Source organism: Arthrobacter oryzae, from assembly GCF_003634095.1.
Lineage (GTDB): Bacteria > Actinomycetota > Actinomycetes > Actinomycetales > Micrococcaceae > Arthrobacter > Arthrobacter oryzae.
In genome coordinates, this window is the sequence record NZ_RBIR01000010.1 from 25,909 (window position 1) to 50,768 (window position 24,860).

At 67.6% G+C, this 24,860-nt stretch carries 21 protein-coding genes, 1 tRNA gene and 2 riboswitches; of the genes, 8 read left to right on the forward strand and 14 right to left on the reverse strand.

Annotation, left to right across the window (positions count from 1 at the left end; translation table 11 throughout):
- The first annotated feature begins 13 nt into the window (after positions 1-13).
- Positions 14-163 (forward strand): hypothetical protein, encoded by a 150-nt coding sequence (locus C8D78_RS19760; RefSeq protein WP_167467947.1) that lies wholly within the window; start codon positions 14-16, stop codon positions 161-163.
- A 126-nt stretch (positions 164-289) separates the two neighbouring features.
- On the opposite strand, the gene C8D78_RS17235 is transcribed toward C8D78_RS19760, so the two are convergent.
- Genes C8D78_RS17235 through C8D78_RS17245 form a run of 3 tightly spaced genes read right to left on the reverse strand, consistent with a single transcriptional unit; the run spans position 290 to position 4,555 of the window.
- Positions 290-1,819: a putative bifunctional diguanylate cyclase/phosphodiesterase gene (locus C8D78_RS17235; RefSeq protein WP_120955191.1), complete on the reverse strand. Its 1,530-nt coding sequence runs from the start codon at positions 1,817-1,819 to the stop codon at positions 290-292.
- Entirely contained in the window at positions 1,809-2,213 is a 405-nt protein-coding gene (locus C8D78_RS17240; RefSeq protein WP_120955097.1) for a DUF7793 family protein, read from the reverse strand. Before C8D78_RS17240 ends, C8D78_RS17235 begins: the two co-directional genes overlap by 11 nt.
- Complete coding sequence (locus tag C8D78_RS17245; protein WP_425266717.1) at positions 2,210-4,555, reverse strand: glycosyltransferase family 2 protein; 2,346 nt, start codon at positions 4,553-4,555, stop codon at positions 2,210-2,212. Before C8D78_RS17245 ends, C8D78_RS17240 begins: the two co-directional genes overlap by 4 nt.
- Before the next feature lie 212 nt (positions 4,556-4,767).
- On the opposite strand from C8D78_RS17245, the gene C8D78_RS17250 reads away from it, so the two are divergent.
- Positions 4,768-6,369 (forward strand): chitinase, encoded by a 1,602-nt coding sequence (locus tag C8D78_RS17250; protein ID WP_244208462.1) that lies wholly within the window; start codon positions 4,768-4,770, stop codon positions 6,367-6,369.
- Positions 6,370-6,448: 79 nt separating this feature from the next.
- On the opposite strand, the gene C8D78_RS17255 is transcribed toward C8D78_RS17250, so the two are convergent.
- Positions 6,449-7,201, reverse strand: a complete 753-nt coding sequence (locus C8D78_RS17255) for a DUF998 domain-containing protein (protein WP_120955099.1) — start codon at positions 7,199-7,201, stop codon at positions 6,449-6,451.
- An 83-nt stretch (positions 7,202-7,284) separates the two neighbouring features.
- Here C8D78_RS17255 and C8D78_RS17260 point away from each other — a divergent pair.
- The 3 genes from C8D78_RS17260 (at position 7,285) to C8D78_RS17270 (ending at position 8,299) form a co-directional block, all read left to right on the forward strand.
- Positions 7,285-7,357 (forward strand) — tRNA-Arg (locus C8D78_RS17260).
- Position 7,358: 1 nt separating this feature from the next.
- On the forward strand, positions 7,359-7,892 hold the full coding sequence (locus C8D78_RS17265) for a DUF6314 family protein (protein WP_120955100.1): 534 nt from the start codon (positions 7,359-7,361) through the stop codon (positions 7,890-7,892).
- On the forward strand, positions 7,889-8,299 hold the full coding sequence (locus C8D78_RS17270) for an NUDIX hydrolase (protein WP_120955101.1): 411 nt from the start codon (positions 7,889-7,891) through the stop codon (positions 8,297-8,299). Before C8D78_RS17265 ends, C8D78_RS17270 begins: the two co-directional genes overlap by 4 nt.
- 121 nt (positions 8,300-8,420) lie before the next feature.
- Here C8D78_RS17270 and C8D78_RS17275 read toward each other — a convergent pair whose 3' ends face one another.
- Complete coding sequence (locus tag C8D78_RS17275; RefSeq protein WP_120955102.1) at positions 8,421-10,334, reverse strand: ABC transporter ATP-binding protein; 1,914 nt, start codon at positions 10,332-10,334, stop codon at positions 8,421-8,423.
- Complete coding sequence (locus C8D78_RS17280; protein ID WP_120955103.1) at positions 10,331-11,998, reverse strand: ABC-F family ATP-binding cassette domain-containing protein; 1,668 nt, start codon at positions 11,996-11,998, stop codon at positions 10,331-10,333. The genes C8D78_RS17275 and C8D78_RS17280 overlap by 4 nt, the downstream gene beginning before the upstream one ends.
- 271 nt (positions 11,999-12,269) lie before the next feature.
- Here C8D78_RS17280 and C8D78_RS17285 point away from each other — a divergent pair, with 271 nt between their 5' ends.
- From C8D78_RS17285 to C8D78_RS17295, 3 genes are read left to right on the forward strand one after another with little or no spacing between them, the layout of a single operon-like run.
- Positions 12,270-13,016 (forward strand): hypothetical protein, encoded by a 747-nt coding sequence (locus C8D78_RS17285; protein ID WP_120955104.1) that lies wholly within the window; start codon positions 12,270-12,272, stop codon positions 13,014-13,016.
- Entirely contained in the window at positions 13,013-13,759 is a 747-nt protein-coding gene (locus tag C8D78_RS17290; RefSeq protein WP_120955105.1) for a hypothetical protein, read from the forward strand. Before C8D78_RS17285 ends, C8D78_RS17290 begins: the two co-directional genes overlap by 4 nt.
- 28 nt (positions 13,760-13,787) lie before the next feature.
- Complete coding sequence (locus C8D78_RS17295) at positions 13,788-14,531, forward strand: hypothetical protein (protein WP_120955106.1); 744 nt, start codon at positions 13,788-13,790, stop codon at positions 14,529-14,531.
- A 245-nt stretch (positions 14,532-14,776) separates the two neighbouring features.
- On the opposite strand, the gene C8D78_RS17300 is transcribed toward C8D78_RS17295, so the two are convergent.
- From C8D78_RS17300 to C8D78_RS17335, 8 genes are all read right to left on the reverse strand, one after another.
- Complete coding sequence (locus C8D78_RS17300; RefSeq protein ID WP_120955107.1) at positions 14,777-17,812, reverse strand: alpha-mannosidase; 3,036 nt, start codon at positions 17,810-17,812, stop codon at positions 14,777-14,779.
- A gap of 103 nt (positions 17,813-17,915) precedes the next feature.
- Positions 17,916-18,788: a formate dehydrogenase accessory sulfurtransferase FdhD gene (fdhD, locus tag C8D78_RS17305; protein ID WP_120955108.1), complete on the reverse strand. Its 873-nt coding sequence runs from the start codon at positions 18,786-18,788 to the stop codon at positions 17,916-17,918.
- A gap of 112 nt (positions 18,789-18,900) precedes the next feature.
- On the reverse strand, positions 18,901-20,322 hold the full coding sequence (locus C8D78_RS17310) for a molybdopterin molybdotransferase MoeA (RefSeq protein WP_244208469.1): 1,422 nt from the start codon (positions 20,320-20,322) through the stop codon (positions 18,901-18,903).
- A gap of 98 nt (positions 20,323-20,420) precedes the next feature.
- The gene (locus C8D78_RS17315) at positions 20,421-20,708 is read right to left on the reverse strand and encodes a DUF6457 domain-containing protein (protein WP_120955110.1); all 288 of its coding nucleotides are present in this window, start codon (positions 20,706-20,708) and stop codon (positions 20,421-20,423) included.
- A 21-nt stretch (positions 20,709-20,729) separates the two neighbouring features.
- Positions 20,730-21,518 (reverse strand): molybdenum cofactor guanylyltransferase, encoded by a 789-nt coding sequence (mobA, locus tag C8D78_RS17320; protein WP_120955111.1) that lies wholly within the window; start codon positions 21,516-21,518, stop codon positions 20,730-20,732.
- A gap of 125 nt (positions 21,519-21,643) precedes the next feature.
- The gene (locus tag C8D78_RS17325; RefSeq protein WP_120955193.1) at positions 21,644-22,144 is read right to left on the reverse strand and encodes an HNH endonuclease; all 501 of its coding nucleotides are present in this window, start codon (positions 22,142-22,144) and stop codon (positions 21,644-21,646) included.
- 223 nt (positions 22,145-22,367) lie between these two features.
- Entirely contained in the window at positions 22,368-23,117 is a 750-nt protein-coding gene (locus tag C8D78_RS17330; protein ID WP_120955112.1) for an NlpC/P60 family protein, read from the reverse strand.
- Positions 23,118-23,413: 296 nt separating this feature from the next.
- A riboswitch (cyclic di-AMP (ydaO/yuaA leader) is annotated at positions 23,414-23,583 on the reverse strand.
- A gap of 135 nt (positions 23,584-23,718) precedes the next feature.
- Entirely contained in the window at positions 23,719-24,540 is an 822-nt protein-coding gene (locus C8D78_RS17335; RefSeq protein WP_120955113.1) for a M23 family metallopeptidase, read from the reverse strand.
- Positions 24,541-24,544: 4 nt separating this feature from the next.
- A riboswitch (cyclic di-AMP (ydaO/yuaA leader) is annotated at positions 24,545-24,755 on the reverse strand.
- Between the last annotated feature and the right edge of the window lie 105 nt (positions 24,756-24,860).

Genomic DNA, 24,860 nt, shown 5'->3' on the forward strand with positions numbered 1-24,860 from the left:
ATCAGGAGTCCTAATGAAGAAGACCCTTGCAACACTCCTCGTCGCCGGTGCGCTGGCCGCCGCTGGCCTGTCTGCTGCATCTGCCATCTCGGCTAGCGGCAGCAATTCAGGTCAGGGCTCGGTCCAAGCTGTGAACTGGTGGCCGGACTCCACAAAGAAGTAACGGAGACTGCATTGACTGGCGGTGGGTGTCGGAAGTGATTCCAACACCCACCGTCGTTGTTTAACCCTCGGCCAGCGCCAGCAACGGCTATTGGGCCGGAGACTCCAACGGCCCCGCTAGCGCGTCCTATGTAGTTTTGCTGCTGTTGATCAGCGTCATGATCTCGGCCGCCGGTGCGGGCCTGCCGAAATAGTAGCCCTGACCGCTGCCGCAGCCCATCTCGCGGAGCACGTCCGCCTGCTCCAGCGTTTCGATCCCCTCCGCCAGTGCCTTGAGTCCGCAGGCGTGGATCAGGTGCAACACGGCGGCCACAAAATCCCGCTGCTGCTCGTCGTCGCCCAGGCCGCTGATCAGGCTCCGGTCGATCTTGACTACGTTCACCGGCAGCTTCCGCAGGTAGCTGATGGAGGAATAGCCGGTGCCGAAGTCGTCGATCTCAAGCTGCACGCCCAGCCGCCGGAGGCCGTTGAGCGAATACTGGTCCACGTCCCCGCCGTTGACGGCCATGGACTCCGTCAGTTCCACGATCAGGTTGGACGCGTCCACCCCGGTCTCCCTGAGGATGTCCCGCACGTGTTCGATCAGCTCGAGGTTTTGCAGTTCCGTGGTGGAGATGTTGACGCGGACGTTGAAGGTGCTGTCCACCTGCTGATCCTGCTGCCATTGCCGCAGTTGACGCACGGCATTGCGCAGCACCCAGTGGCCCAGGTCCACGATCATGCCGGTTTCCTCGGCCAGGGGAATGAACTGGTCCGGCATGAGCAGGCCGCGCTCCGGGTGGTTCCAGCGGACCAGCGCCTCCACGCCCTCCACCCTGCCCGTGGCGAGGTCCACCACCGGCTGGTAGTGCAGGGTCAGCTGGTCCTGCCGGATCGCTTCGCGCATTTCGGTGACCATGACGCTCTGGAGCCGCCGCGCGTACAGCAGCGCCGGCTCGAAGACTTTGATGCTGCTGTGCGGCTGGGCCTTGGCGGCGTACATGGCCGTGTCGGCCTCCATGACGAGGTCATCGACGGACTGGCCGGGTTCGGCAATCCGCAGGCCGATGCTGGTCCCGCAGGTGATGCGGAGGTCGCCGACGTCGAGGCTCTCGTTGAGCGCCTTGAGGATCCTGTTTGCCACCCGGCGCGCCCGCACCAGGTTGGACTTCGGCAGCATCACCGCGAATTCGTCGCCGCCGAGGCGCGCCACCGTGTCCGTCTCGCGCACGGCGTCCTGGAGCCGGCGCGCGATCACGCGCAGGACGTCGTCGCCGGCGCTGTGACCCAGGGTGTCGTTGATGCCCTTGAACGAATCGAGATCAAGAATCAGCAGTGCCGGCGGCATCTCGCCGCGCGAGGATTCGGCCAGGGCGTGGCTCAGGACCGAATTGAGTGCGGTCCGGTTGGCGAGTTGGGTCAGCGGGTCGGTCAGTGCCATGCGCTCGAGTTCCACCTGCGCCTCGCGCAGCATGGCCGTGCGGCTTTCGACGCGCTCCTCGAGCTCCTGGTAGATGGTCTGCAGGTCATCAGCCATCAGGTTGATGCCGGCAATGACGGCGGCGACGTCGTCGCGGGCCCCGGACGACGGGATTCTGGTGCTTAGGTCGCCGCCGGCAATACGGACAATGCCCTCCACGAGGGCGTGCAGCCGGGGGTCCGGGGCGTCACTCTTCACGGGCATACTGCCTTAGCCATTCAACGGCCTCGGGTGCGGAGCCGAAGAACTGCGCCGGAATCGTTTCGCTTCTGGACCGCAGGAGATAGTGGGCGATGACCCGGTCCACCGGGCTCTCACCTACCAGCGCGAACGCTGTCGCCGCTATGGACCCGGTATAGACCTGCCGGGCTTCAACACTGACGCCGACGACGCCGGTGATCACCAGGAGCACGGGCACCCGCCGGCCTGCGGCGAGGGACCGGACGGCGTCCCCCGCAACGCGTGCCTCGGGACCTTCGATTTCGTGGTTCGGGGGCAGCAGGACTTCGATGATTCCGCCGTCGAGCATGCGCACCCCGATGGCGCGGTCCGCGCGGTCCGCACCGGGCCCCGCCAGGGCCTCGGCCGTCATCGGACCGCGATTCGACGGCGGCGGTCCGTGGACCCGCGGAGGTCACGGTTCAGCCGGCGGTCGCCGTGGTAGAGGATGGTTTCCCAGTCGACTTCCTCGGCTGTCTTGGCAATCACGGGGGTCTCCTTCACGCTCTTGGGCCGGGGACTGACATACAGCCAGTTAACCATCCCGAGGAACACATCGACGGCGGAATTGAAAACTCCGATGTAGGCACGAATCGCGCCGGCTGCCAGGACGGCGTTCAGCGACGCGAAGGCCACGTTGCCCCAGTTCCCCACTTGCGCGTCCCGCCACACGGTGAGCAGCGAGAAGGCCACGATCGCGTAGGGCGTCAGCACGTAGATGGCCGGGGCCGCGGTGCGGTCCTTGACCTTGGGGGTGCGGGCGAAGGGAATCTTGTCGCCGGTGACGGCCTGCTGCAGCGATTTCAGCACGCCCGCCAGGTTGACCGGCAGCAGCACCAGGTTGAAACCGTAGATCCGGAAGATATCGCTGAAGCGGTGCCCGCAGTCACGCAGGTCGCTGCCCATCGCCAGGAAGTACGGCAGGGCCGCGAGGAACACGATGGGACTCAGCAGCCGGCTGTCGTAGGGGTACGCCAGGAGGAAGACGAGGCCGAAGCTTGCCCAGGCGATGGACGCCATGTAATTCACCCGCAGCAGCACCTCCCGGAACAGGATTTTGCGGCGGTCGGACCGGTGCTGGAGGAGCTGGGCCCACAGTTTGGGCAGGATCAGCAGACCGCCGTTGGCCCAGCGGCGGCGCTGGACCACGAGGGAGCCGAAGTCGGGAGGGGTGGCGCTGTAACTAAGCCGTTCCGGATAGTTCACCAGGGTCCAGCCGTGCTGGCCGAGGTCGATGCTGGATTCGGTGTCTTCGATGACGGTACGGTCCTGGATGTAGGTCCGGATCTCGAAGGCCCCGTTGGTTTCCACCTCCACGATGTCCTCGAGGGCGCGTTTGCGGATGACCGCGTTCGCACCCACCCAGAACGTCGCACCGTAATAGCTCATGCCCTGGTGCAGGATGTGCTGGAGGTCGGTAGTAGCTCCCGCAACCCGCTCGATGCGGGTGGGGGCGCCGCGGAAGGAAGAGTACGGCGTCTGCGTCACCGCGACCTGCTCGTTGCCGGCCGATTCCAGGAAGTACACCAGCCGGAGGCAGTAGTCGCGCAGTAGCAGAGAGTCGGCGTCGAGCGTCAACAGATACGTGGTGTCGCGGACCTCCATGGCCTGGTCCTGCCCGGCGAGCCCGACGTCGGCCGTCGCCTTGCGGAGGACCACGCCGTCAGCGGTGGTTTCCTTGATCCAGGTGTGCCCCATCAGCGAGATGTAGGCGTTGAGGTTCATGGCCTTGTTCGCCTCGTGCGACAGGCTGGCGTACTTTTTGCGTTCAAACGTCTCGGTGGAGACGTTGAAGATCCAGGTCAGCCGGAGATACAGCTCCTCGATCCGGGACCGCGGCGGTGAGGCCTGCTGCACCGAAGCTGCGTTCAGGCCCAGGAGTACGAGCCTCAACTCGCGGGCCAGGCCCATGAGGACCAGGTCGACAAAGAACTCGTCGACGTGGTCGTCCACATTTTCGGCGGCGGCCATCGTTTCAAGCCATCTGGCGGCGGCCTCGTATTCATCGATCAGCATGCCGAGCTCGGCCGCCTCATGCCCGCCGGAAATCTTGCCCCGGCGCCGGAACTCGGCCAGGGCGGCGTTGAAACGGGCGGCCGGGACACTGAGCGCGGCGGCGATCTCCGAGGTCAGCGCGCGGGTCTTGTCCAGCCGGGCCCGGTCGGCAGGGTCCGAGGGGTGCGGCGGGTCGTCAAGGAGCAGGACCACTTTGAGCTCGGGGAACTCCTGTAGGGCCGCGGACCACAGCGTGGCGCGCACCACCTGGGGTTCCTCGGCGTAGGAGGGAACAAGGACGGTGATGCCCTCGGAGTACTCGGCGAAGTGGCGGTCCAGCTCGCCGCGCGGCACCCGGGAATGGTCACGGAACCGGTAAAGGGCCCCTTGCCGGGCCAGAAGATACATGAGGGCGGAAAATGTCAGGAATGTTACGACGACAAGATAGGAAATCGTCTCAAACTGAAACCTGAAGCCCGCGTTCGGGTTGTCCGCGAGCTCTTTAAGGATGGTGGAGATGACGTACGTTACCCAGGCCCCCAGGGTGGTGAGAATTCCCAGCCGGCCGAGGATTATTTTGCGCCTGGAGGGCCTCGGATGAACAATTGATAGCGGTTCGGAACGCCTTTCGGCCCCCCATTGGCGGCGCCGGACCACACCCTTTTGTTCGGTGGTGACGCTTTCCGCTTCTACGCGCGGCAAGACAAGCTGATCTGGCATTAGTCCCCATAAGACTGCAAATTCGGCATATTGGTGCGCACCTACGTCAAAGCCCGCACGCCGCACCGGATGTTCCGGTGAGTGCCCTTATGATAATGCAAGGTCAGACGCTTGCCGGACATCAGACACCCCGGAAAATCACACGAGCTGATACCGGCCGCCGGCACATCCCGGCTGTCAACCAATTACGCATTATGCACATAGGGGGCGCTGTGTCCGATCGATTCCCAGGCCGCAAGCTATCGGTAGTCCGGGTGGGCGTGCTCATCGGCGCCGTGGTGGCTGCGGCCGCCGGCGGAGTGGCCGCGTGGGGCAACTTCCAGGACGTCCGGGCGGCCGAGGCCATTCCGTCCGTATTCTCCGGATACGTGGACGTCACCGCGACTCCGCGGTACGCCTTCGAGGCCCCGGTCTCCAAGGAGGCCGACAAGGTTGTGCTGTCCTTCGTCGTCGCCGATCCCAAGGATCCATGCACGCCTTCCTGGGGCGCCGCCTACTCGCTCTCCGACGCGGCGGCCTCGCTGGACCTGGACCGGCGCGTGGCCCGGCTCCAGCAGCTCGGCGGCACCGTGGCCGTGTCCTTTGGCGGGCTGACCAACCAGGAACTGGCCGTGAGCTGCACGGATCCCGCCAAGCTGAAGTCGGCCTATGACGCCGTCGTTTCGCGCTACAACGTCAGCAGCATCGATCTTGATGTCGAAGGCGAGGCGCTGTCCAACTCCGCGGCCCTTCAACGGCGGTCGGCGGCCATCGCCGCGATCCAGCAGGACCGCCAGCGCGAAGGCAAGACCCTCAGCGTGTGGCTGACCCTGCCGGCGGATCCCAACGGCCTCACGGCGGCGGGCACGGATGCCGTGAGCCGGATGATCACCGCAGGCGTCGACCTCGCGGGCGTGAACGCCATGACGATGGACTACGGCGGGAGCAAGCTGCCCGGCCGGTCCATGTATGAGAACGCGGTGTCCGCCGCGGAAGCCACCCACCGGCAGCTGACCGGCTTGTACCGGGCGGCCGGCAGCGAGCTCGGCAGCGAAACGGTGTGGCGGAAGGTCGGCCTGACGCCGATGATCGGCCAGAACGACATCGCCGGCGAAATTTTCACGCTCAAGGACGCCCAAGAACTGAGCGCCTATGCCAGCGCGCACGGCGTCGGCCGGCTGTCCATGTGGTCCCTGAACCGCGACCGCACGTGCAGCCAGAACTTCCCGGACGTTACGAAGGTTTCCGATGGCTGCAGCGGCGTGGACCAGGGCGGCTCATCCTTCGCCACGATCCTCGGCGCCGGTGTGATGGCGAGCCCGTCTGCCGCCCCGGCCGCCACGGCCGGACAGACTCCCGCCCCGGCTGTCAGCGACGATCCCTCCACCAGCCCTTATCCGGTGTGGTCGGAGACCGCCGCCTACACCGCCGGCGAGCGGATCGTGTGGCATTCGAACGTGTACGAGGCCAAGTGGTGGACCCGCGCCGACACCCCGGACGACCCCGTACTCCAGGGCACCGCGACCCCGTGGCGGATCATAGGCCCGGTCCTGGCCGGTGACCGGCCGACGCCCCAGCTCACGGCACCGGCTGGCACGGCCCCGGACTGGCAGCCGGCCAAGGTATACCGCAAGGGCGACCGGGTGTTGTTCGAGGGCAGGGTCTTCGAAGCAAAATGGTGGACCCAGACCGACAGCCCCGAAGCTTCGCTGCAGGGATCGCCCGACTCGCCGTGGTCCAAGCTGCGTGACGAGGAACTGCTCAAGGTCATGGCCGCGGCGACCGCAACCTCCGCGCCGACGGCAAGCACGACGGCTTCCGCTCCGGCTCCGTAGGGGGCGCGCGGGGCCGTTCAGCGGCCCGCGTTTGGCGGCTGTTCAGCGGGCCCGCGTGTGCGGGCCCGCTGCGGCGTTTCTAGGACCGGGCATGCCGGCGCAGCGCCCGCTCGTGCTGGACCCGCTGGGCGATCACGAGGCCGGCCGCGGCCACGCCAACCGTAATGGGGTAACCCATAAACCTCTCCAGCGTGCCCGGCTCCGGGACGTGCATGCCTGTCAGGCCGCCCGCTATGAGCGCCGTCAGGGACACCGCGCCGCAGGCCAGGATGATCCACGCCAGCGCTGTCTGCCGCAGCCATAGTCCGCCCAGAACCAGAAGCGCCACGGCACCTGCCGCAAAATACATCAGGGCCCCTGCCACGTGCCAAGCGGACCCGGCGTCCTCGGGTACCAGCCCCACGATGACGGTGCCCGCCCCGGCGATGCCGGTCAGCAGCCGGGCCGTGCCCGTGATCCGGCCCGTCATCCGTCCCCGCACGGACGGAACGCCGCGCCGCGCGGCGCAGGCCAGGAGCGCCGATCCGAGCAAGAGCGCTCCAATGACCATGCCGAGGCCCTGGACCACGAAGGACACGTTCATCAGCAGATGCGCCGGCGAGCAGACGTCCCGGCCCGAGAAGTCCCCGCAGGCCGAGGCGCCGAGGTCGCTGATGTAGCCGGTGCGGCGGCTGTAGGGTTCGGCGCCCGCCCAGGCGCCGATCACTGCCGACTCCGCCACGAAATACTGCAGCACGCTCAGCTTCGCCAGGGCTCCGACGTAGAACTGCGTCGAGGCGATGTCTGGGTAATAGAGGGCTTCGGCGGACACCTCGGTTGTTCCTGCAGTCATGCCAAGAGCGTAGTACGCGTGCTCACCTTGTATGCTTATATCCGTGTCCGACCGGGCCGGCCCTTTTCCGGCCCCGGACGCCCGCCCTCGTAGCTCAGTGGATAGAGCACGGCTCTCCTAAAGCCGGTGTCGTTGGTTCGATTCCAATCGAGGGCACTTGAATATTCCTGCCCCGGACGAAACCCCGGACTTGGGTCCGGACTTTGACCTCCGCGCCTACCTGCGTGGATCCTGGTCCGTCGACCGCACGCTCCTGGACCGAAGCACCGGGGCCCGCGGAACCTTCACCGGCGTCGTCCGCTTCATCGATCAGCCCGACGGCGGCCTGCAGTGGCGTGAAGAAGGCACCGTGCGCTGGGCGTCCTTGAGCGGCGGGCCGTTCAGCGGGCCCGCCAGCCGGGAATACGCTTTGCGGCCGGCGGACACCCCTGCAGTCCTGGACGTGTACTTCCCGGACGGCCGTCCCTTCCACCGCATGGGATTTGCCGGGCAGTCCAACCACGATGTGCATTGGTGCGACCCCGACACGTACCGGGTGACGTACACGCTGCGTGGACCGGACGAGTGCGGCTACCGCTGGGACGTCACCGGGCCCGCCAAGGACCAGTTGCTCGAGTCGGCCCTGCGCCGGCTGGATTCGGCCGGGGGCACGGCCCCTGCCCGGGGCCCTGGCGTCAGGCCTGCCGCGTGAACCCCCGCATTGTGGTCTCGGCCGTGTGCGTCTTTGATGGCTCCGGACGCCTGCTGACCGTCCGCAAACGCGGTACGGACAAGTTCATGCATCCCGGCGGCAAACCGGAGGCGGGCGAGAGCGCGGCCGAGGCCGCGGCGCGCGAGCTCCAGGAGGAAGTGGGGATCGTGCTGGCCCCGGACCGGCTGGACCTGCTGGGCTGCTGGCTGGCGGACGCCGCAAACGAGGCGGCCACCCAGATCGAGGCCACCGTCTTCACCGCTCCCGGGGTCTGGAGTGCCCGGCCGTCGGCTGAAATCGCCGAGATCCGCTGGCTGGACCTGACCGCCGAACTGCCCGGCGACCTCGCCCCTCTCCTGACGGACCATGTGCTGCCGGCGCTGTCCGCCAAACCGGCAGCCGGCTGAGCCCGCAGCCCCGGAGGCCCAGAGCAGGGAGACCAGGGCAGAAGGCCCGGAGCGGGGCTCGGCACTGGGCCCGAAGCCCGGACCTAAGACTCCGCCCCGGTTCCCGGCTCAGTACCCGGGCCTAATAGCCGGGAACAGCCTCCTCGGCCACCGCGCTGGCCTCGGCGAACTGGGTCCGGTACAGCTCCGCGTAGCGGCCCTCGGCGGCGAGGAGCTCGCTGTGGGTGCCGCGCTCTACGATCGTGCCGCCCTCAACCACGAGGATCGCGTCTGCCGCGCGGATGGTGGAAAGCCGGTGGGCGATCACGACGGCGGTGCGGCCCTCCAGCGCGGCGCCCAACGCCTCCTGGACGGCGGCTTCGTTCGTGGAGTCCAGCGCGGCGGTGGCTTCGTCGAGGATGACCACCCGGGGCTGGGCGATGAGCAGGCGGGCGATGGTCAGGCGCTGCCGTTCGCCGCCGGAGAGCCGGTAGCCGCGCTCCCCCACCACGGTGTTCAGGCCGTCGGGGAGGGACCGGATCATGTCCTCGAGCCGGGCGCGGCGCAGCACGTCCCACATCTGCTCTTCGGTGGCCTCGGGCCGGGCCAGGCGCAGGTTGGAGGCGATGCTCTCGTGGAACAAGTGACCGTCCTGCGTCACCATGCCGAGGGTCTCGCGCATCGAATCAAAGGTAAGGTCCCGGACGTCCACGCCGGTGCCGGGCTCGGTGCCGCCGAAACGGACGGCCCCCGAGTCGACGTCGTACAGGCGGGAAAGAAGTTGCGCGATGGTGGACTTGCCGGCGCCGGAGGAGCCCACCAGGGCCACCGTCTGGCCCGGCTCCACCCGGAAGCTGATGCCGTGCAGCACTTCCTCGCCGCCGCGGGTGTCCAGGGTCAGCACGTCTTCCAGGGAGGCCAGCGAGACCTTGTCCGCCGAGGGGTAGGCGAAGCGGACGTCGTCGAACTCGACCGAGAGCGGGCCGCGCGGGGAGGCCACCGCATCCGGCTTCTGCTCGATCAGCGGCTTGAGATCCAGGATCTCGAAGACCCGCTCGAAGCTGACCAGGGCGCTCATGATCTCCACCCGGGCGTTCGAGAGCGCCGTGAGCGGCGCGTACAGGCGCGTGAGCAGCAGCGCGAGGACGACGACGTCGCCCGCCGCCAGCTGCCCGGCGAGCGCGAGCCAGCCGCCCAGCCCGTAGACCAGGGCGAGGGCCAGGGCGGAGACCAGCGTCAGCGCCGTGACGAAGGTGAACTGCAGCATGGCGGTGCGGACGCCGATGTCCCGGACCCGGCCGGCACGGAGGGCGAACTCGCGGGATTCCTCGTCGGGGCGGCCGAACAGCTTGACCAGGGTGGCGCCCGGGGCGGAGAAGCGCTCGGTCATCTGGGTTCCCATGGAGGCGTTGTGCTCGGCGGCCTCGCGCCGCAGGTCGGCCAGTTTCGAGCCCATCCGGCGCGCCGGGATGAGGAAGATCGGCAGCAGGATCATGGCGAGGATCGTCACGAGCCACGATTTGTTGAGCATGACCACGAGTGTCAGCGCCAGGGCCACGACGTTGCTGACCACGCCGGAGAGTGTGCCGGCGAAGGCCGACTGCGCCCCGATGACGTCGTTGTTCAGCCGGCTCACCAGGGCCCCGGTGCGGGTCCTGGTGAAGAAGGCAATCGGCATCTTCTGGACGTGGTCGAAGACCCTGGTGCGCAGATCCACGATCACGCCTTCGCCGATCGTGGAGGACAGCCAGCGCGTCACGAGCCCGATTCCGGCCTCGGCGACCGCCACGATGGCGATCAGGACGGCCAGCCAGATCACCTTCGACGCTTCCGCGTGGGCGATGATCTCGTCAACCACCTGCCCGGCGAGGACCGGGGTGGCGACGGCCAGCACGGCCATCACGATGGAGAGCAGCACGAACGCGATCAGCTTGCCGCGGTACGGCCGGGCAAAACCGAAGACGCGCTTGAGTGTCTCCTTCGAGAACGGCTTGGACCCGCTCGATGCGCGGGTGATGTTGTAAAGGGAGCTCCAGGCGACCCGGTCCATGCTCATTTGGTGTTGCCTTTCGGGGCATCGGCGTGCAGTTCGGTGACGACGCCGTTTTCGACGTTCCAACGCGCGTCAAGGCGCACGTTTTCCAGCAGCCGGCGGTCGTGGGTGACGAGCAGCAGGGCGCCGTCGTAGCTCTCGAGGGCTTCCTCGAGCTGTTCAATCGCGGGCAGGTCCAGGTGGTTGGTGGGTTCATCCAGGACCAGGAGGTTCACGCCCCGGGCCTGCAGCAGGGCCAGCGCGGCCCGGGTCCGTTCCCCCGGGGAGAGGGAGTCGACGGGACGGCTGGTGTGATCGGCCTTGAGCCCGAATTTTGCCAGCAGGGTCCGCACCTCGGCCGGGGTCTGCTCGGTCAGCACGGCCTCGACGGCGTCTCCCAGCTTCAGCTCGCCGGCCAGCAGCCCGCGGGCCTGGTCGATCTCCCCGACGGCCACGGACGCGCCCATGGACGCGTCCCCCGCGTCGGGACGCTGGACGCCCAGCAGGAGCCGGAGCAGGGTGGACTTGCCGGCGCCGTTGGGCCCGGTGATCCCGATCCGTTCCCCCGCGTTCAGCTGCAGGTTCACCGGGCCCAGGGTGAAGTCGCCCTGCTGCGCGACCGCGTCGCGCAGGGTGGCCACGACCGCGCTGGACCGGGGCGCGGCCCCGATGCTGAACTGCAGCTGCCACTCCTTGCGCGGCTCGTCCACTTCTTCGAGCCGGGCAATGCGCGATTCCATCTGCCGGACCTTCTGCCCCTGCTTTTCCGAGGACTCGGTGCTGGCCGCACGGCGGATCTTGTCATTGTCCGGGTTTTTCTTCATGGCATTCCGCACGCCCTGGGAGCTCCACTCGCGCTGCGTGCGGGCCCGGGAGACGAGGTCGGCCTTGGTGGCGGCGAATTCCTCGAAGCGTTCACGGGCGTGGCGGCGCGCGACGGCGCGCTCCTCCAGGAACGACTCGTACCCGCCGTCGTACACCGCCACCGAATTCTGGGCCAGGTCCAGTTCCACGATGGTGGTCACGCAGCGGGCCAGGAACTCGCGGTCGTGCGAGACCAGGACGACGCCGCCGCGCAGGCCCTGCACGAAGGCTTCCAGTTTGGCCAGGCCATTGAGGTCAAGGTCGTTGGTGGGCTCGTCGAGCAGCACGATGTCGAAGCGGCTGAGCAGCAGCGCTGCGAGGGCGACGCGGGCGGCCTGGCCCCCGGACAGTCCCGTCATCCCGGCGTCCGGGCCCACCTCAAGTCCCAGGTCCGCCAGAACGGCCGGGATCCGGTCTTCCAGGTCGGCGGCGCCGGAGGCCATCCAGCGGTCGAATGCGAGGGAGTAGGCGTCGTCCGCGCCCGGGGCGCCGGAGCCGAGAGCCTCGGCGGTGGATTCCATGGCTGCGGTTGCCTGGGCGCAGCCCGTGCGCCGGGCGATATACCCGGCGACGCTTTCGCCGGCAATCCGCTCGTGCTCCTGCGGCAGCCAGCCCACAAAGGCGTCGGCGGGGGCCAGGCTCACTGTGCCGTCCTGGGGGGCGTCGACGCCGGCCAGCAGCCGCAGCAGGGTGGATTTGCCGGCACCGTTGGCACCGACGACGCCGACGACGTCACCGGGGGCCACCGTCAGGGAGAGTTTCGAGAAGAGGGTGCGGTGGTCGTGACCGCCGGAAAGGTCTTTGGCAACAAGGGTTGCAGTCATTACTTCATCCTCTCACTGCGGGCCAAAACGGGTCGTCCCGACTGGCAGAAACCGGCCGTCGCGACGGGCCGAAACCACCCGGGCATAGAAGAACCCGCCGGTCCGGACTTGGGGGGTGTACGGACCAGCGGGTTCGACCATTTAGCATAGTTGAATTAGGACCTCACGTAAAATCTCCGCACGATGTACCGCCACACCACAACCACCAGCCTCCACTGCCCCACCGCATACCAGTAGCCACACTGCCCGTCGACTCCGCAGGAAGCCCTAGATGCCACTACCCGCAAAGGCGTTCCAACTCTGGCTTCATCAGGTTGCCCCGTCCGCGAGCACCGCCGATATCTGCAGGATCTCCGGGATCAAGCGCACCACTCTTGCGCAGCAACTGGTGCGCGGCAAGGTGGCCGAATCGACATTGGTCAGCATCAGCCGGGCCTTGGATTTGAGTCCGCTGGCGGCCCTGGCCTCGTTCGACCAGTACGGTGAGCTGGCCACCCGGCAGCAGCCTCCCAGCGCCGCCGAACTCGTTAGCCAGATCGCCACCATGGACCTGTTGCGGGCGGTCATATCGCGGTCCTCGCCGGCCTACGGCGGCTATGGCGACAACGGCAGCTCAATGACCCCCGATCTGACTCCGGCCCCCCACGCCACGTCCGTGCGGAACTGGGTGGATGCGATCGACGACGGCGAGTTGCGCCACAGGGTTTCGGCGGCCACAGGCGTGGCGCCGCAAAACTATTCGGCCCAGCTCACGGCCAACAGGCTGTCCCCCGAATTGGCCGTCGCGACGGCCCGGGCTGCGGGCGTAGGATTCACAGGCGGGCTCGTCGCCACCGGCTTGATAACCGAGGAGGAGGCCGGCTGGCCGCCAGGGGCCAAACAGACGGCGTTGGACGCGCTCTCCGACGGAGAACTCACCGCCCTCGCCGGAGAGCGGCTTCAAGCGCTCGGAAAATCGCTGCGCCGCCAGGAGCAGGAGCAAGCACAAACAGAGAAAATTTGGGAGAATCTCGGATGATAGGCGTCCTGCAGTGGGGCACGCTGGCGGTATGCGGCATCGCCACGCTTCTCCGGGTTCCGAGTGCCCTTCGGGGTGAGAACCGGTCCCTGTTCTCCATCCTGGCGCTGCTGACCCTGGCCATCCTGCTCAGCATTGATGCCCCGTATGTGGCCGTCGACCAGGCCTTGGGCGGCGTGAACGTCGCCAATCTTGTGCTCCGGTTCGTCATATTCGCCGCCGTCTTCTTCCTCGGGCTGCGGATGGCCCGGGGGTTTGGCGCGGATGATTCCCTCCGGCTCATCACCGGGCCCGTCGGCATCGCGGCAGCCGCAGCCGCCTCGGCCGCGGTGGTGGTGGTCTTCCTCATGACGGACACGGCCGGTTCCTCGGCGGGGCTGGTCGCCGTGGCCGCCAAAGGCGCCCGCAATGCTGCCTTGGTGGAGTACTACGGTGCCGCCGGGCGGCTCTATCCGGCGTTCATCATGCTGGCCCTGTTTCCGGCAATGGTGCGGACACTTCGCAGCGGCCTCTCCGTCCTGGTGCGGTGCGGCGCGGCACTGCTGGCGGTAGGTACCGTGGCCATGTCCCTGAGCCTGCTGTTTCCCGTTATTCCGCCGCCCCTCGGCTTCCTGCGCTACGTTATCAATTACATGGCGGTGCTCTGCGTGGTCCTGGGGCTGGTCCTGTTCTGGCTGGCCAAGGCCCTTGCGCAGCGGGCCCCCAAGAAGCAAGCTAGCCTCTCCGGCGTGCCTCGGCGCTGAGCCGGCAAGTGATGTGGGAGAACCCGGAATGATTGCAACCCTCCAGTGGGGCACGCTGATCATCTGTTCCGTGGCCCTCCTCCTCCGCGTTCCGGACGCGGTCCAGGGGCGGAACAGGATGGTCTTTGGGATTCTGGTTCTCGCGACGCTGTGCAGCCTCCTCTCGGTGCCGGGGCCTTATGAGGCGATCGACGCTGCTCTGGGGGGCTGGAACCTCACCCATCTCGTCCTGCGCATCCTGGTGTTCGCCGCAGTTCTGTTGGTTGGCCTGCGGATTGCCCGGGGCTTGGCAGATCAACGCGGCTACCGCCTCATTGCGGGCCCGGCCGGACGCTGGGCTCTGGCCTTAAGCTGTGCCGCGGTGGCCGGGGCGTTCGCCCTCATGGACACCCGCGGGTCCTCGGTGGGCCTGTTGGGCATAGCGGACAACGGTGGCCACAATGCCGTCCTGGCACCGTTCTATGCCGCCGCCGGCCGCACCTATCCGGCCTTTGTCTCGCTCGCCCTTCTGCCGGCCCTGCTGGCCACCGCCCGGAGCCAATTGCCGCGGTTGGTGCGCGCCGGGGCCGTCCTGACATCCCTCGGTGCGGTGGCGGCCGTCCTCGGCCTCCCTGCTTCCTTCGCCCCGGATTCCTGGATCCCAGCGCAGGTGACGGTCAACAACCTGGCCGTCCTCGGTTATGTCCTGGGACTGTGCCTGTTCTGGGTTTCCGGGCTGGTTGCGAACAAATCCGGTAACGCTAGGGCAACATTTCGTAAGAACAAGGGGTAGGCCATTCACAAAATCATTAGACCGTGAAAGAATCATGATTGTGTGAAAGCGACACCGCTTTGCGTACGGAAGTCAGCCGTGCAAAGCAGAGGCAGTCGTCCAAACGCCATTGGGGGGATGAGTGGTAGCGGTCCGCAAGGACCGCTCCCACTCAGCCTGTTTAAGGGGATTTCCCTGGTTTTCCGCTGCCCGCAGGAGGCCAGGACCGCGCTGGGGGCCGTCGCGGAGCCTGCCGGTTGCCGGTATCAGCGCGTGAACCGGAGGGTGACCAACTGGAACGGCCGGAGCGTGAGCTCGGCGGAATCGAGGCCGGTCGCCACCCCGGGGGCCGCAGCGGGGCGTTCCAGCAGATCCACGGCCTGCACTCCGTGGGCCGGGAAATTGGCCGTGACGCGACCCGCAGACCGCTCCCCCAGCGATTCGTACAGCCTGACGATCACGTCGCCGGATCCGTCCTCAGCAAGTTTGACCGCCTCAATGACAAGCCCCGGGTTCGCAACGGTGAACAGCGGCTCCACTCCGTGGGCGCCCCGTGCAACCCGCGGGGCCAGATTGGTGCGGTAGCCTTCTTCGACGGCGTCGGCGATGGTAGCGCCCGGCCGGATCGTGACGTGCAGTTCGTGCCTGCCCTGGTCCGCGCCGGGATCCGGGAACTTCGGTGCCCGCAGGAGGGAAACCCGCACCGTGGTGGTGGTTCCGCCGTCGTCCTCCCGGACGTTGCGGGTGACGTCGTGGCCGTAGCTGGACACGTTGGAGATGGCCACCCCGTAGCCGGGCTCGGCAACGTGGATCCAGCGGTGGGCGCAGATCTCGAATTTCGCGGCTTCCCAGGATGTATTGAGATGGGTAGGGCGGAAGACGTGCCCGAACTGCGTCTCCGCCGCCGAGCGGTCCGCCTTGACGTCCAGCGCAAAGCCGAGCTTGAGTAGCTTTTCGCTTTCCCGCCAATCCACGGCCGTGGTGATCGCGAGTGAGCCGGCCCCGGCATCCAGCGCGATCCTCTGGGTCACGGCCGAGGAGCCCGCCATCCGTTCCACCACCACGACGGCGTTCGGGCTTTCCCCCCGGGGGTCCCGCTCCAGCGTCACCGAGCGCGCCTCGACCAGCCTGACCACGTTCCGGCGGTAGAACGCGTCGATGTCCCAGGCGTCCCATTCGTTCGGCGTGTCCCGGTGCATCTCCAGGAGGTTGCCGGACTCCCCGGCCGCGATCGCCTCGCGGCCGGTGGCGTGGTCCATGAGCGAGGCCAGCAGCCCGTTGGCGTCCACCACCGCCCGGATGATGCCGTTGTCCAGGATGAAGCCGCCGTCGGCCTCGGTGACCGTCACCGGAGTACCGGAACGGACCGGCTCGGCAACGGCCAGGGCCGGCACGCCCAGGCGTTCGTGCGGGGCAGCGTTGAGGAGGAATTCCCGGTTCCCGGAACCCAGTGCCGCGGCGGTGGCATCCGTGATGATCGCCTCCAGCCCCCGTTCGACGGCGGCATAATTGCGTTCGGCGTCCTGGTGGACCCAGGCGATGGCGCTGCCGGGCAGGATGTCGTGGAACTGCTGGAGCAGGACCAGCTGCCATAGGCGTTTGAGCTCCGCAGCCGGGTAGCTGTGGCCGGCACGCACAGCCGCCGTGGCACTCCAAAGTTCGGCTTCCCTCAGGAGGTGCTCGCTGCGCCGGTTCCCGAGCTTGGTCTTGGCTTGGCTGGTGTACGTGCCGCGGTGCAGCTCCAGGTACATCTCCCCCACCCAGACCGGCAGGGGCTCGTACTCGGCCTGGGCCCGGTCAAAGAAGCTGGCCGCCGAGCCGACCCGGACTTTCGGGGACCCTTCCAGGTCAGCCGTGCGTTGCGCCGCGGCGAGCATCTCGCGCGTGGGGCCGCCGCCGCCGTCGCCGTACCCGAACGGAACCAGGGAAGTGGTTCCGTGTCCGTGGTCCCGGTAGTTGCGTTCCGCGTGGGCCAGGTCCTTGGCGCTGAGGTCGGAGTTGTAGCTGTCCACTGGCGGGAAATGGGTGAACACGCGGGTGCCGTCGATTCCCTCCCAGTTGAACGTGTGGTGCGGCATCCGGTTGACCTGGTTCCAGGAGATCTTCTGGGTCAGGAACCAGCGGCTGCCCGCGGCCTTGATGATCTGTGGCAGCGCGGCGGAGTACCCAAACGTGTCCGGGAGCCATGCCTCCTGGCATTCGGCGCCGAACTCGGCCAGGAAAAAGCTCTGGCCCTCGAGGAACTGCCGTGCCATGGCCTCGCCGCCGGGCATGTTGGAGTCTGATTCGACCCACATGCCGCCCACGGGTACGAACTGGCCGGCCCGGACCTTGTCCCGGATGCGCTCGAAGAGCTCCGGGTAATACTCCTTCATCCAGGCGAGCTGCTGGGCCGAGGAACACGAGAAAACGAAATCAGGGTGCTCGTCCATCAGCGCGACGGCGTTGGAGAACGTCCGGGCGCACTTGCGGATCGTTTCCCGCACGGGCCAGAGCCACGCTGAATCGATGTGGGCGTGCCCTGTGGCCACGAGCTGATGTGCCGAGGCATACGCCGGCCGGGACAGGACTTCGGCCAGGGCAGCCCGTCCGGCGGCCGCGGTCCCGGCGACGTCGTCGGGGTCCATGATGTCCAGCATGCGTTCGAGCGCCCGCAGGAGCTCATGCCGGCGGGGCAGCTCCATGGGAAGTTCGTGCATGAGCCCGCTCAGGGCGAGGATGTCCTGCTGCAACTCCCAGACCGTCTGGTTGCGCTCGGCGATGGCGATCCGGCCGAGGCGGTATTTCGGCTCGCTGCCCGACGTCGCCTTGTCGCCGTAGGGGGTGGCCGCGAATGTCCAGTTCTGCGACAGGTCGGGGTTGGCGGCGGCTTCGACGTAGAAATCGACGGCCATGCCGCCGCCCAGGAGTTTGAGCGGGATGTACTGGTTCCGCGGAGAGATCGCCTTGATGATGGTCCCGTCGGACCGCCAGGCGATGCCTTCGCACTGGAAGCCCGGGAGATCGCCGCTGAAACCCAGGTCGACGAGGATTTCCACGGATGTGCCGGGAGACGTGCCCCAGGCGTCCGGCACTTCACCCTGGAGCCGAAGCCATTTGGTGCTCCACGGCCGGCCCCAGGCCGCGCCGTGTTCCTGCGGCGTAAACTCCTGCCGCAGCGCCTCCAGTGCCGGCACTGGTTCGTCCGGTGCGTCCCAGCTGCTCAGCGTCAGGGGCACCGTGCGCGGGTAGACCGCGGGGGTTATGCGGTCGCGCAGAAAGCGGTCCAGCCGGACTTCCGTAAGACGGCGGTCGTCGTGCAATGTGATCCTCTTCAGCGCCGGGGGACCCGATTGGCTCCAATCGATGGATAAAACTTACGTCGCGGGCACCCTTCCGGCCAAGTCGCGCCGCCGGCTTGCCTCGTCAGCCGGCCGCGGGGACCGGAACCACCACACGGTGCTGGCCAGCGTACACATTCAAGCTGGTCCGGCGGCTGAACCCGGCCAGGGTCATCCCGCTGGCCTCGGCGAGCTCGACGGCGAGGCTGGAGGGAGCGCTGACGGCGGCGAGCACCGGGATCCCGGCCAGGGATGCTTTCTGGACGAGCTCAAACGATGCCCTGCCGGACACCTGCAGCACGGTTCCCCGAAGCGGGAGCAGGCCTTCCCGGAGCGCCCAGCCAACCACTTTGTCCACCGCGTTGTGTCGTCCGACGTCTTCGCGCAGGCACAGCAACTTGGCCGAGCCGTCGTCGGAGATCCGGAAGAGGCCGGCCGCATGCACGCCGCCGGTGACGTCGAAGATGTCCTGCGCGGACCGGAGGGCGTCCGGGAGGGCCGCCAGCGTTTCCACGGGGACGGTCAACGGATCCCCGGCCGGGCTGAAGTGCGAGGACTTGCGCACGGCGTCGATCGAGTCCGTCCCGCAAATGCCGCAGGAACTGGAGGTGAAGAAGCTGCGTCCGGTCTCCGGCCGGACGACGTCAGGCCGCAGTTGGGCCTCCACGACATTGAACGTCTGCATGCCGTCGGCGTCCTCGCCGGCGCAGAACCGGAGCGAGACCAGCTGCTCGGGAGCCCAGATGATCCCCTCCGAGACGAGGAATCCGGCGACGAGGTCGAAATCGTTGCCCGGCGTTCGCATGGTGACGGAGAAGGACATGCTTCCAAGCCGGATCTCCAGCGGTTCCTCGACGGCGAGGACGTCCTCCCGGTGCCGGACCGGGAATTCGAGGGCCTGCGGGGAACCGTCCAGGACGATCTTGTGCACCTTGCGGCGCTGGGTGACACGGCCCATCCGGTACTCCTAAGCAACATGTTGTGCGGGTTGGTTCTCTGTTAGTTCCATCATTGCAAGCGCCTGACCCCGAAGCCAGCGGGCCCCGTCCTAGCCAGCCTCCCGGCGGCTTTCAGCCGAGGAGGGCACTCCAGTCCACGGGCCCGTCGCTGGCTGCCGGCTTCCGCGCCGGCCGCTTGGCGGCAGGCTTCGGTGCGGCCGACGCCGCCGCGGGGTCCGGGAGGGGCGCACTCCACGGGAGCGCGAAAGCGGCGACCAGCTCCCCCAGCTGCACGCCGTGGGGTGGAACCACCAGCACGCCGTCGGCGGCGGCGAGGCCCCGCATCATGCCCGGTCCGGTGTGCTGCGCCGGCGACGCCATGCCGTAGAGAAGCCGGAAGGGCATGAGCCGCGTCCGGCCGGGATCGGGGTCAATCGTTGATCCGCAGGGCACCTCGCTAAGCGGAGGCATGGGCCCGTGTCCCAGGGCGGCCAGAAGGGGTGCCCCGACGGTGGAGAGCGCCATCATGGCCGCGAGCGGGTTTCCTGGCAGGCCTAGGATGTACCTGCCGTCCGGCAGTTCAGCCAGCACGGCGGGGTGGCCCGGCCGCATCGCGATCCCGTCGATCAGCAGGCGTCCGCCCAGCTCGGCGACCGAACGCCGCAGGTGGTCCGTTCCGGAGCGGCCCGTGCCACCGGTGGTGATGACGACGTCGGCTGGCAGGCTTTCACCGGCAGGTTCCGCTGCCGGTGCGGGGGCCCCGCCGCCGGAGGTATCGCCCGGCGTATGGCCGGCCGGCTCGCTGTCCCCCCGGGCCGGCTCGCTGTCCTCGAGCGCGGTAAGCCATTCGGCGTAGGTATCGCCGATCTTCACTTCTTCGGTGCAGATCCCGCCGAGCATTCCCACGACGGCGGCCAGTTGGGGTCCGAAGGTGTCGCGCACCTGCCCGGGGGCCGGCATTCCGGACGTGACGACCTCTGAGCCTGTGAGGACGAGCCGCACCACGGCCTTGCCGAGCACGGGGAGGGTGTCGCTGCCGGCCAACGCGGCGAGGGCCAGGTGCGCAGGGTTCAGGACGGTGCCGCGCTTGATCAGGAGGTCACCGGCGGCGGCCTCCTCCCCTGCTTTCCTGATGTGGTCGCCGTTGCGCGGGTCCCCCGGCTTGGCGCTGCCGCCCAGCTTCAGGACCGGCAAGCCGTCGTCGTCGGTGTCGATGACGCCGCTTTCACTGCGCAGCACCGCCTTGGCCCCGCCCGGGATGAGGCCGCCGGTGGAAATCGGACTGGCCTGATGCGGAGCCAGCCGCTGGTTGGGTTCGGCCAGGATCCAGGGACCGCTGCCGTTGACGGCCCAGCCGTCCATGGCCGAGGAGGCATAGTGAGGTATGTCCTGCGAGGCAACCACGTCGGCTGCCAGGGTCCGGCCCAGGGCCTGTCGCAGGGGGACGGGGGCGGCCGGGATCGGAACGGCACAGTCGAAGGCGAGTTGCCGGGCCTCCTGCCAGGTGTGCGCCAGGTGACGATGCGGCGCTGCAGCCGTGTCCTGGTCTTCCATGGCCGTGCCGGCCGCGTCCTGGTTTACAGAATCGGGAGGGGCGGTGGGCCCGTCCCCGCCTGCGGAAGCCGGTCCGCCGCCGTCCGGGAGGGCAGGCGTCATGCCCCGGGAGCTTCGGCGGCTGCGTAGTCTGTGGCGAGGCGGCGGGCCACGGCCATGGCGGCCTGCATTGATGCGGCGTCCGTGGTCTGCCCGGAGCCCGAGGCCAGTCCGGCGGCATAGCCGGCAATGAACGTGGTCAGCGGCGCCGCCGGCCGGACCACCGAATGGGCGGCCACGCCTGCCAGAGCCAGCACCTCGTTCACGTCAATCTCAATATCTTCCAGCTCCAGAGCCTGGAGCAGGGCACGGCACCAGTCTTCCAGCGTTTCATCCTGGCTTTTCACCGTTTGCCTCCATGGTCGGGTTCAGCTGCGGAGTTCCGGGCCGGAGTCCGGACCGAGGTCTGGAATAGTGCCGGATACCCCTAGTGCGGAAGCGTCGTCCCACGTGTCAACGTCATCCGTGGACCCGGAAGGAACGCGAACTTCCTGCACGTCCAGCCTAGCAAGAAGGGCGAAGGCCGAGGCGTTTTCCAGGCTGCCGCTGCGCGCGGCGTCTGCAGCGCATCGTTGTAGCGCAGCTGTGCTATAAAGTCCCAGGAGTGGCTGTTTTCGGCCGTCGGCCGAGACGGCCATGACTCCGTCTCGGCTGTCACCGCCGCTGCTGTCACCGCCGTTGCCGTAAACGTCGTTGCTGTCCACGCCGCTCCTAACACCGCCTTTGCTGTCGGCGTCGCTGCTGGCCCTGCCCTGCTCGGCTGCCGGGGACTCGGCCGGCGCACCGGCCAGCGCATTGAACAGGACGCGGACGGCGGCGGCCGATCGCGGCATGTCACAGGCCAGGACGAGGACGAACGGCGGCGGCGGCGGCGGGGCAACGGTTCCGTCGCGGCCCGCGCGGCTCACGGCCAGCGCTCCGAGGCCCGCCGCTATAGCCGCGGCCGGCCCGGCGTATGGCGGTTCTTCCCGGCAGCTCAGCACGCCGTCGGGCAGGTTGCCGGGGTCGGGGCCGACGACGACGGTGCGCGCGGCCGCGCCCGCTGCGTGCAGTGACCGCTCAAGGAGCGTGGCGCCGCCGTATATCAGCCCGGCCTTGGGCACGCCGCCGAGGCGGGACGATCTCCCCCCGGCGAGAATGATGGCATCGAACTCCACCGATTCAGCCTATCGCGGTGCGGGCTGCCGGCGAATCCTGACGTCATGGCGCATGGCCGCCCACGCAGCGGCGACGTGAGGCGGTGTTTGCGACGGAGCTGCAGGCGATGTGTCCGGCGGACGGTTCAGGCGGCCGATTCCGGCAACAGGAACGGATCCCAGGCGGGCGCCGGCTTCTCGAGTTCCTTGATCTGCCAGATGGCACCCTTCGGCTGCCCCGGCACAAACCCGATCTTCCAGCCCATCTCCGCCGGAGTGTGGTCGCCCTTGGCGTTGTTGCACCGCAGGCAGGCCGCGACCAGGTTTTCCCAAGAATCGGCGCCGCCCCGGGACTTGGGCTGGACATGGTCGATGGTGTGGGCCGCCTTGCCGCAATAGGCGCAGCGGTGGGCATCCCGACGCAGCACCCCGCGGCGGCTGACTGCCGTCATGGTGTTGTACCGCGGCCGGATGTAGCGGTGCAGGAGGATCACTGACGGCCGGCCCAGAACGTCCTGGGGGCCGACGACGGGATCCTCACCTTCGGCCACGACGCTGGCCTTTCCGGTCAGGACAAGGACGAGCGCCCGGCGGAAGGTGACTACCGCCAGCGGTTCATATCCAGCATTCAGAACGAGAGTGCGCATCCGCATACCTCTTCACGGCCGCACCCGCCAGGGGCACGAGGGCCGGCTGCCCTGTGCATGGTCGGGCTATGGATCGACAAGACAAGAGTAAACACTCAACTGCCCGATCACCGAATATTTTTTCGCCGGTGCGGTGGCGGACCCGAAAAGGCCGGGGCCCGGATACGCGAAAGACCCCCGCCTCGAGAGGCGGGGGTCTTTCGAAAATGCGGGGTGCCTGTGACTAGCCGCCGACGCGGATGAAGACCGGGCCGGAGCCGATGTTCACGCTGTACAGCGCGGTGGTCCCACCGTTCCAGCCGCCGTGAACGGCCATGCCGTTACCAACGTAAACCGCGATGTGGGCCATTCCCACGCCGCCGTTCTGGTAGTAAGCAAGGTCGCCCGGACGAGCCTCGGCGGCGCTCACGGTACGGCCGAGGGACAGGTAACCTGCCGGCCAGCCGTGGTAGTGGATGCCGGCGGCGGCAAGGGCGTTGGTGGCCAGTGCGGTGCAGTCCTGCGCCACGCCGAGCTGGGCGTAAGCGGCGGCAGCGATCGTGGCGCCCATGCCGCTGGCAACACCGGCTGCAGCCGGGGCTGCCACTGCGGCGGTGGCGCCGGCCTGGGTGGTTGCAGTCGCGGCTTCCTGGACCTTCACGACCGGCTTGGGAGCCTCGACGACGGGAGCCGGCGACGTGTGCACAGCGGGCTTCTCGTACGAGATCGCGATGCTGGAAGCGGCAGAAATCGTCGCCGGAGCGGACGCCTGGACTTCGAGGGCTGAAGCGGAGGTGGATTCGCGCTGAACGTTGGTCTCAGCAGCGTTGGCTGCGATTCCGCTGGTCAGAACCAGACCGGAGGCTGCGGCGATGACCGCTGCCTGACGGCCCATGCCGCCGGCGTTGTCGCCGACTGCCTTGGCAATAACAGCCAGCGAGTTGGTCTTGGTGACCTCGGCGCGGTGCCGTGCAATGGTCGCACGAGTAGTCATTAAGTTCTCTCTTTCGTGATCCTGAGGACCGCGCGTTTTTGGGCGCGGGCTGAGGACGCTCCGGCATCTTGGGGGTACGCCGGATCGCCCCGAAATGGGTTACTTAGCGAAGGGTGTACTGCGAAGACGCGCCAAAAGCGGGAACTGCATGCTGTCCGGGCTCGATAGAGAATGAGCCTGCGGAACGTGACCTAATCAGGGCGCCGGCAAGGGCGGTACGTGATAAGGATTCAAGCGGGCTCATAAGAGCCGCGCCTGTGCGCAGACGCGCAGCATTGTGGCGTGAAGACACGAAAGTAGCCTCTCCCAATGCCTACGAGGTGAGCTGTCGGATTCGGATGGGAGTCACCCGGCCGCGCTGCTTCCTGGGAAGCTTTGCGACTTAACCCCAAGGCCTTCTTTCGAAGGCCAAAATTGGTTCCCCCGCCCCTGCCAGACGATGTAATGCGAACGGACCTTGAGCGGTGGCAGAGCTAGGCAATCCACTCAAGAGCGCCAACTTCGGAAAAGTTGGCGTGCTTCAAACCCTACAGGAGTCTGGAGTCAATGTCACATTCAGATCACGGCGTGTCACATGCATTTGAGAGCGGTCCATCGTCTTTTAGAGCCAGCCGAGCGGATCAACGACGTTGCCGTTGACCATCACTTCAAAGTGGAGGTGGCAGCCCGTGGAGGCGCCGGTGGTCCCGCTCAGCGCGATGACATCGCCGCGGGAGACTTTCTGGCCGACCTTGACCAGGGACGAGGACAGGTGGTTGTACGTGGTCTCCAGGCCGTCGCCGTGATCAAGAACCACTCGGTTTCCGCCGCCGTAGGGGTGCCACCCATTGAAGGTCACGGTGCCGCTGGCGGCGGCATGGACCTGCGTGCCGCACTGGGCGACGAAATCCTGGCCGCGGTGGAATTCACCCACTGTGCCCGTAATGGGGCTGACCCGGTAGCCGAACGGCGAGGCTGTGATCAGCTGGTCCAGCGGCGGACCCAGCGTGCCGGCCGATGCCGCGCGGGTGATGCTTCCGACCGACTGGGAGCTGAGCAGCTGCTTGAGCTTCCCGTCCGGGTCGCCCTTGGTGGTGATCGCGGTCCGGCTGAAATCGATCTTTGCGGCGGCGGCGGCCGTGACATCCGGCTGTACAGCGGCGGAGAGCGCGCCCGATCCGCCCGCGTTCGCGGCCATGACCGGGCTTGTGAGGGGGGCCGTGGCCGTGAGGATCAGACCGGCTGCGGCCAGGACTATTCCGGCCTTCTGGCCGACGCCGCTGGCAGCGGCAAAGTCCGTTACCTGACGGAACGCACTGCGTCGTCGACGGCGTTCATCGCGGTGCGGGTCGCGCGGACGTTCGGCGGTCTGCGCGGGAACGGGACGCGGCTCTTGAGCCGGACCGATCGCGCGGCGACGGCCTCTGGCGGTCTGGGTGGTCAAGAACGGTTCCTCTCTGGAGAGCCTGCGAAGTTAGCTGTCGGATTCGGGTCAGAGAGTTCACAGACCCGGTCCGCCGTTGCAAGCACCCGGCCACAAAGGCACCCCTGGGGACCACTGTGGAAGCTGCTTGCCGCTGACGGACTTCACCCCGAGGCTGCCGTGAAGCAGCCGAAAGTGGTTCCCCCGCCCCTGCCAGGAGGTGGTTCTGCTACTGATCCGCTGGCAGGGCTCGGCTTCGGATCAGGTAACGCTTTGATATCGGTACTGGGCACTAACTATAGGGGATCAAGCCGCCCGGTAATAAATCCGTAATCGCTCCT

What these genes read in the sequence shown, in the direction of transcription:
- C8D78_RS19760 (WP_167467947.1), top strand. Translation starts at nt 14, where the DNA reads ATGAAGAAGACCCTTGCAACACTCCTCGTCGCCGGTGCGCTGGCCGCC.
- C8D78_RS17240 (WP_120955097.1), bottom strand. Translation starts at nt 2,213, where the DNA reads ATGACGGCCGAGGCCCTGGCGGGGCCCGGTGCGGACCGCGCGGACCGC.
- C8D78_RS17245 (WP_425266717.1), bottom strand. Translation starts at nt 4,555, where the DNA reads ATGCCAGATCAGCTTGTCTTGCCGCGCGTAGAAGCGGAAAGCGTCACC.
- C8D78_RS17255 (WP_120955099.1), bottom strand. Translation starts at nt 7,201, where the DNA reads ATGACTGCAGGAACAACCGAGGTGTCCGCCGAAGCCCTCTATTACCCA.
- C8D78_RS17275 (WP_120955102.1), bottom strand. Translation starts at nt 10,334, where the DNA reads ATGAGCATGGACCGGGTCGCCTGGAGCTCCCTTTACAACATCACCCGC.
- C8D78_RS17280 (WP_120955103.1), bottom strand. Translation starts at nt 11,998, where the DNA reads ATGACTGCAACCCTTGTTGCCAAAGACCTTTCCGGCGGTCACGACCAC.
- C8D78_RS17285 (WP_120955104.1), top strand. Translation starts at nt 12,270, where the DNA reads ATGCCACTACCCGCAAAGGCGTTCCAACTCTGGCTTCATCAGGTTGCC.
- C8D78_RS17290 (WP_120955105.1), top strand. Translation starts at nt 13,013, where the DNA reads ATGATAGGCGTCCTGCAGTGGGGCACGCTGGCGGTATGCGGCATCGCC.
- C8D78_RS17295 (WP_120955106.1), top strand. Translation starts at nt 13,788, where the DNA reads ATGATTGCAACCCTCCAGTGGGGCACGCTGATCATCTGTTCCGTGGCC.
- fdhD (WP_120955108.1), bottom strand. Translation starts at nt 18,788, where the DNA reads ATGGGCCGTGTCACCCAGCGCCGCAAGGTGCACAAGATCGTCCTGGAC.
- C8D78_RS17310 (WP_244208469.1), bottom strand. Translation starts at nt 20,322, where the DNA reads ATGGAAGACCAGGACACGGCTGCAGCGCCGCATCGTCACCTGGCGCAC.
- C8D78_RS17325 (WP_120955193.1), bottom strand. Translation starts at nt 22,144, where the DNA reads ATGCGCACTCTCGTTCTGAATGCTGGATATGAACCGCTGGCGGTAGTC.
- C8D78_RS17330 (WP_120955112.1), bottom strand. Translation starts at nt 23,117, where the DNA reads ATGACTACTCGTGCGACCATTGCACGGCACCGCGCCGAGGTCACCAAG.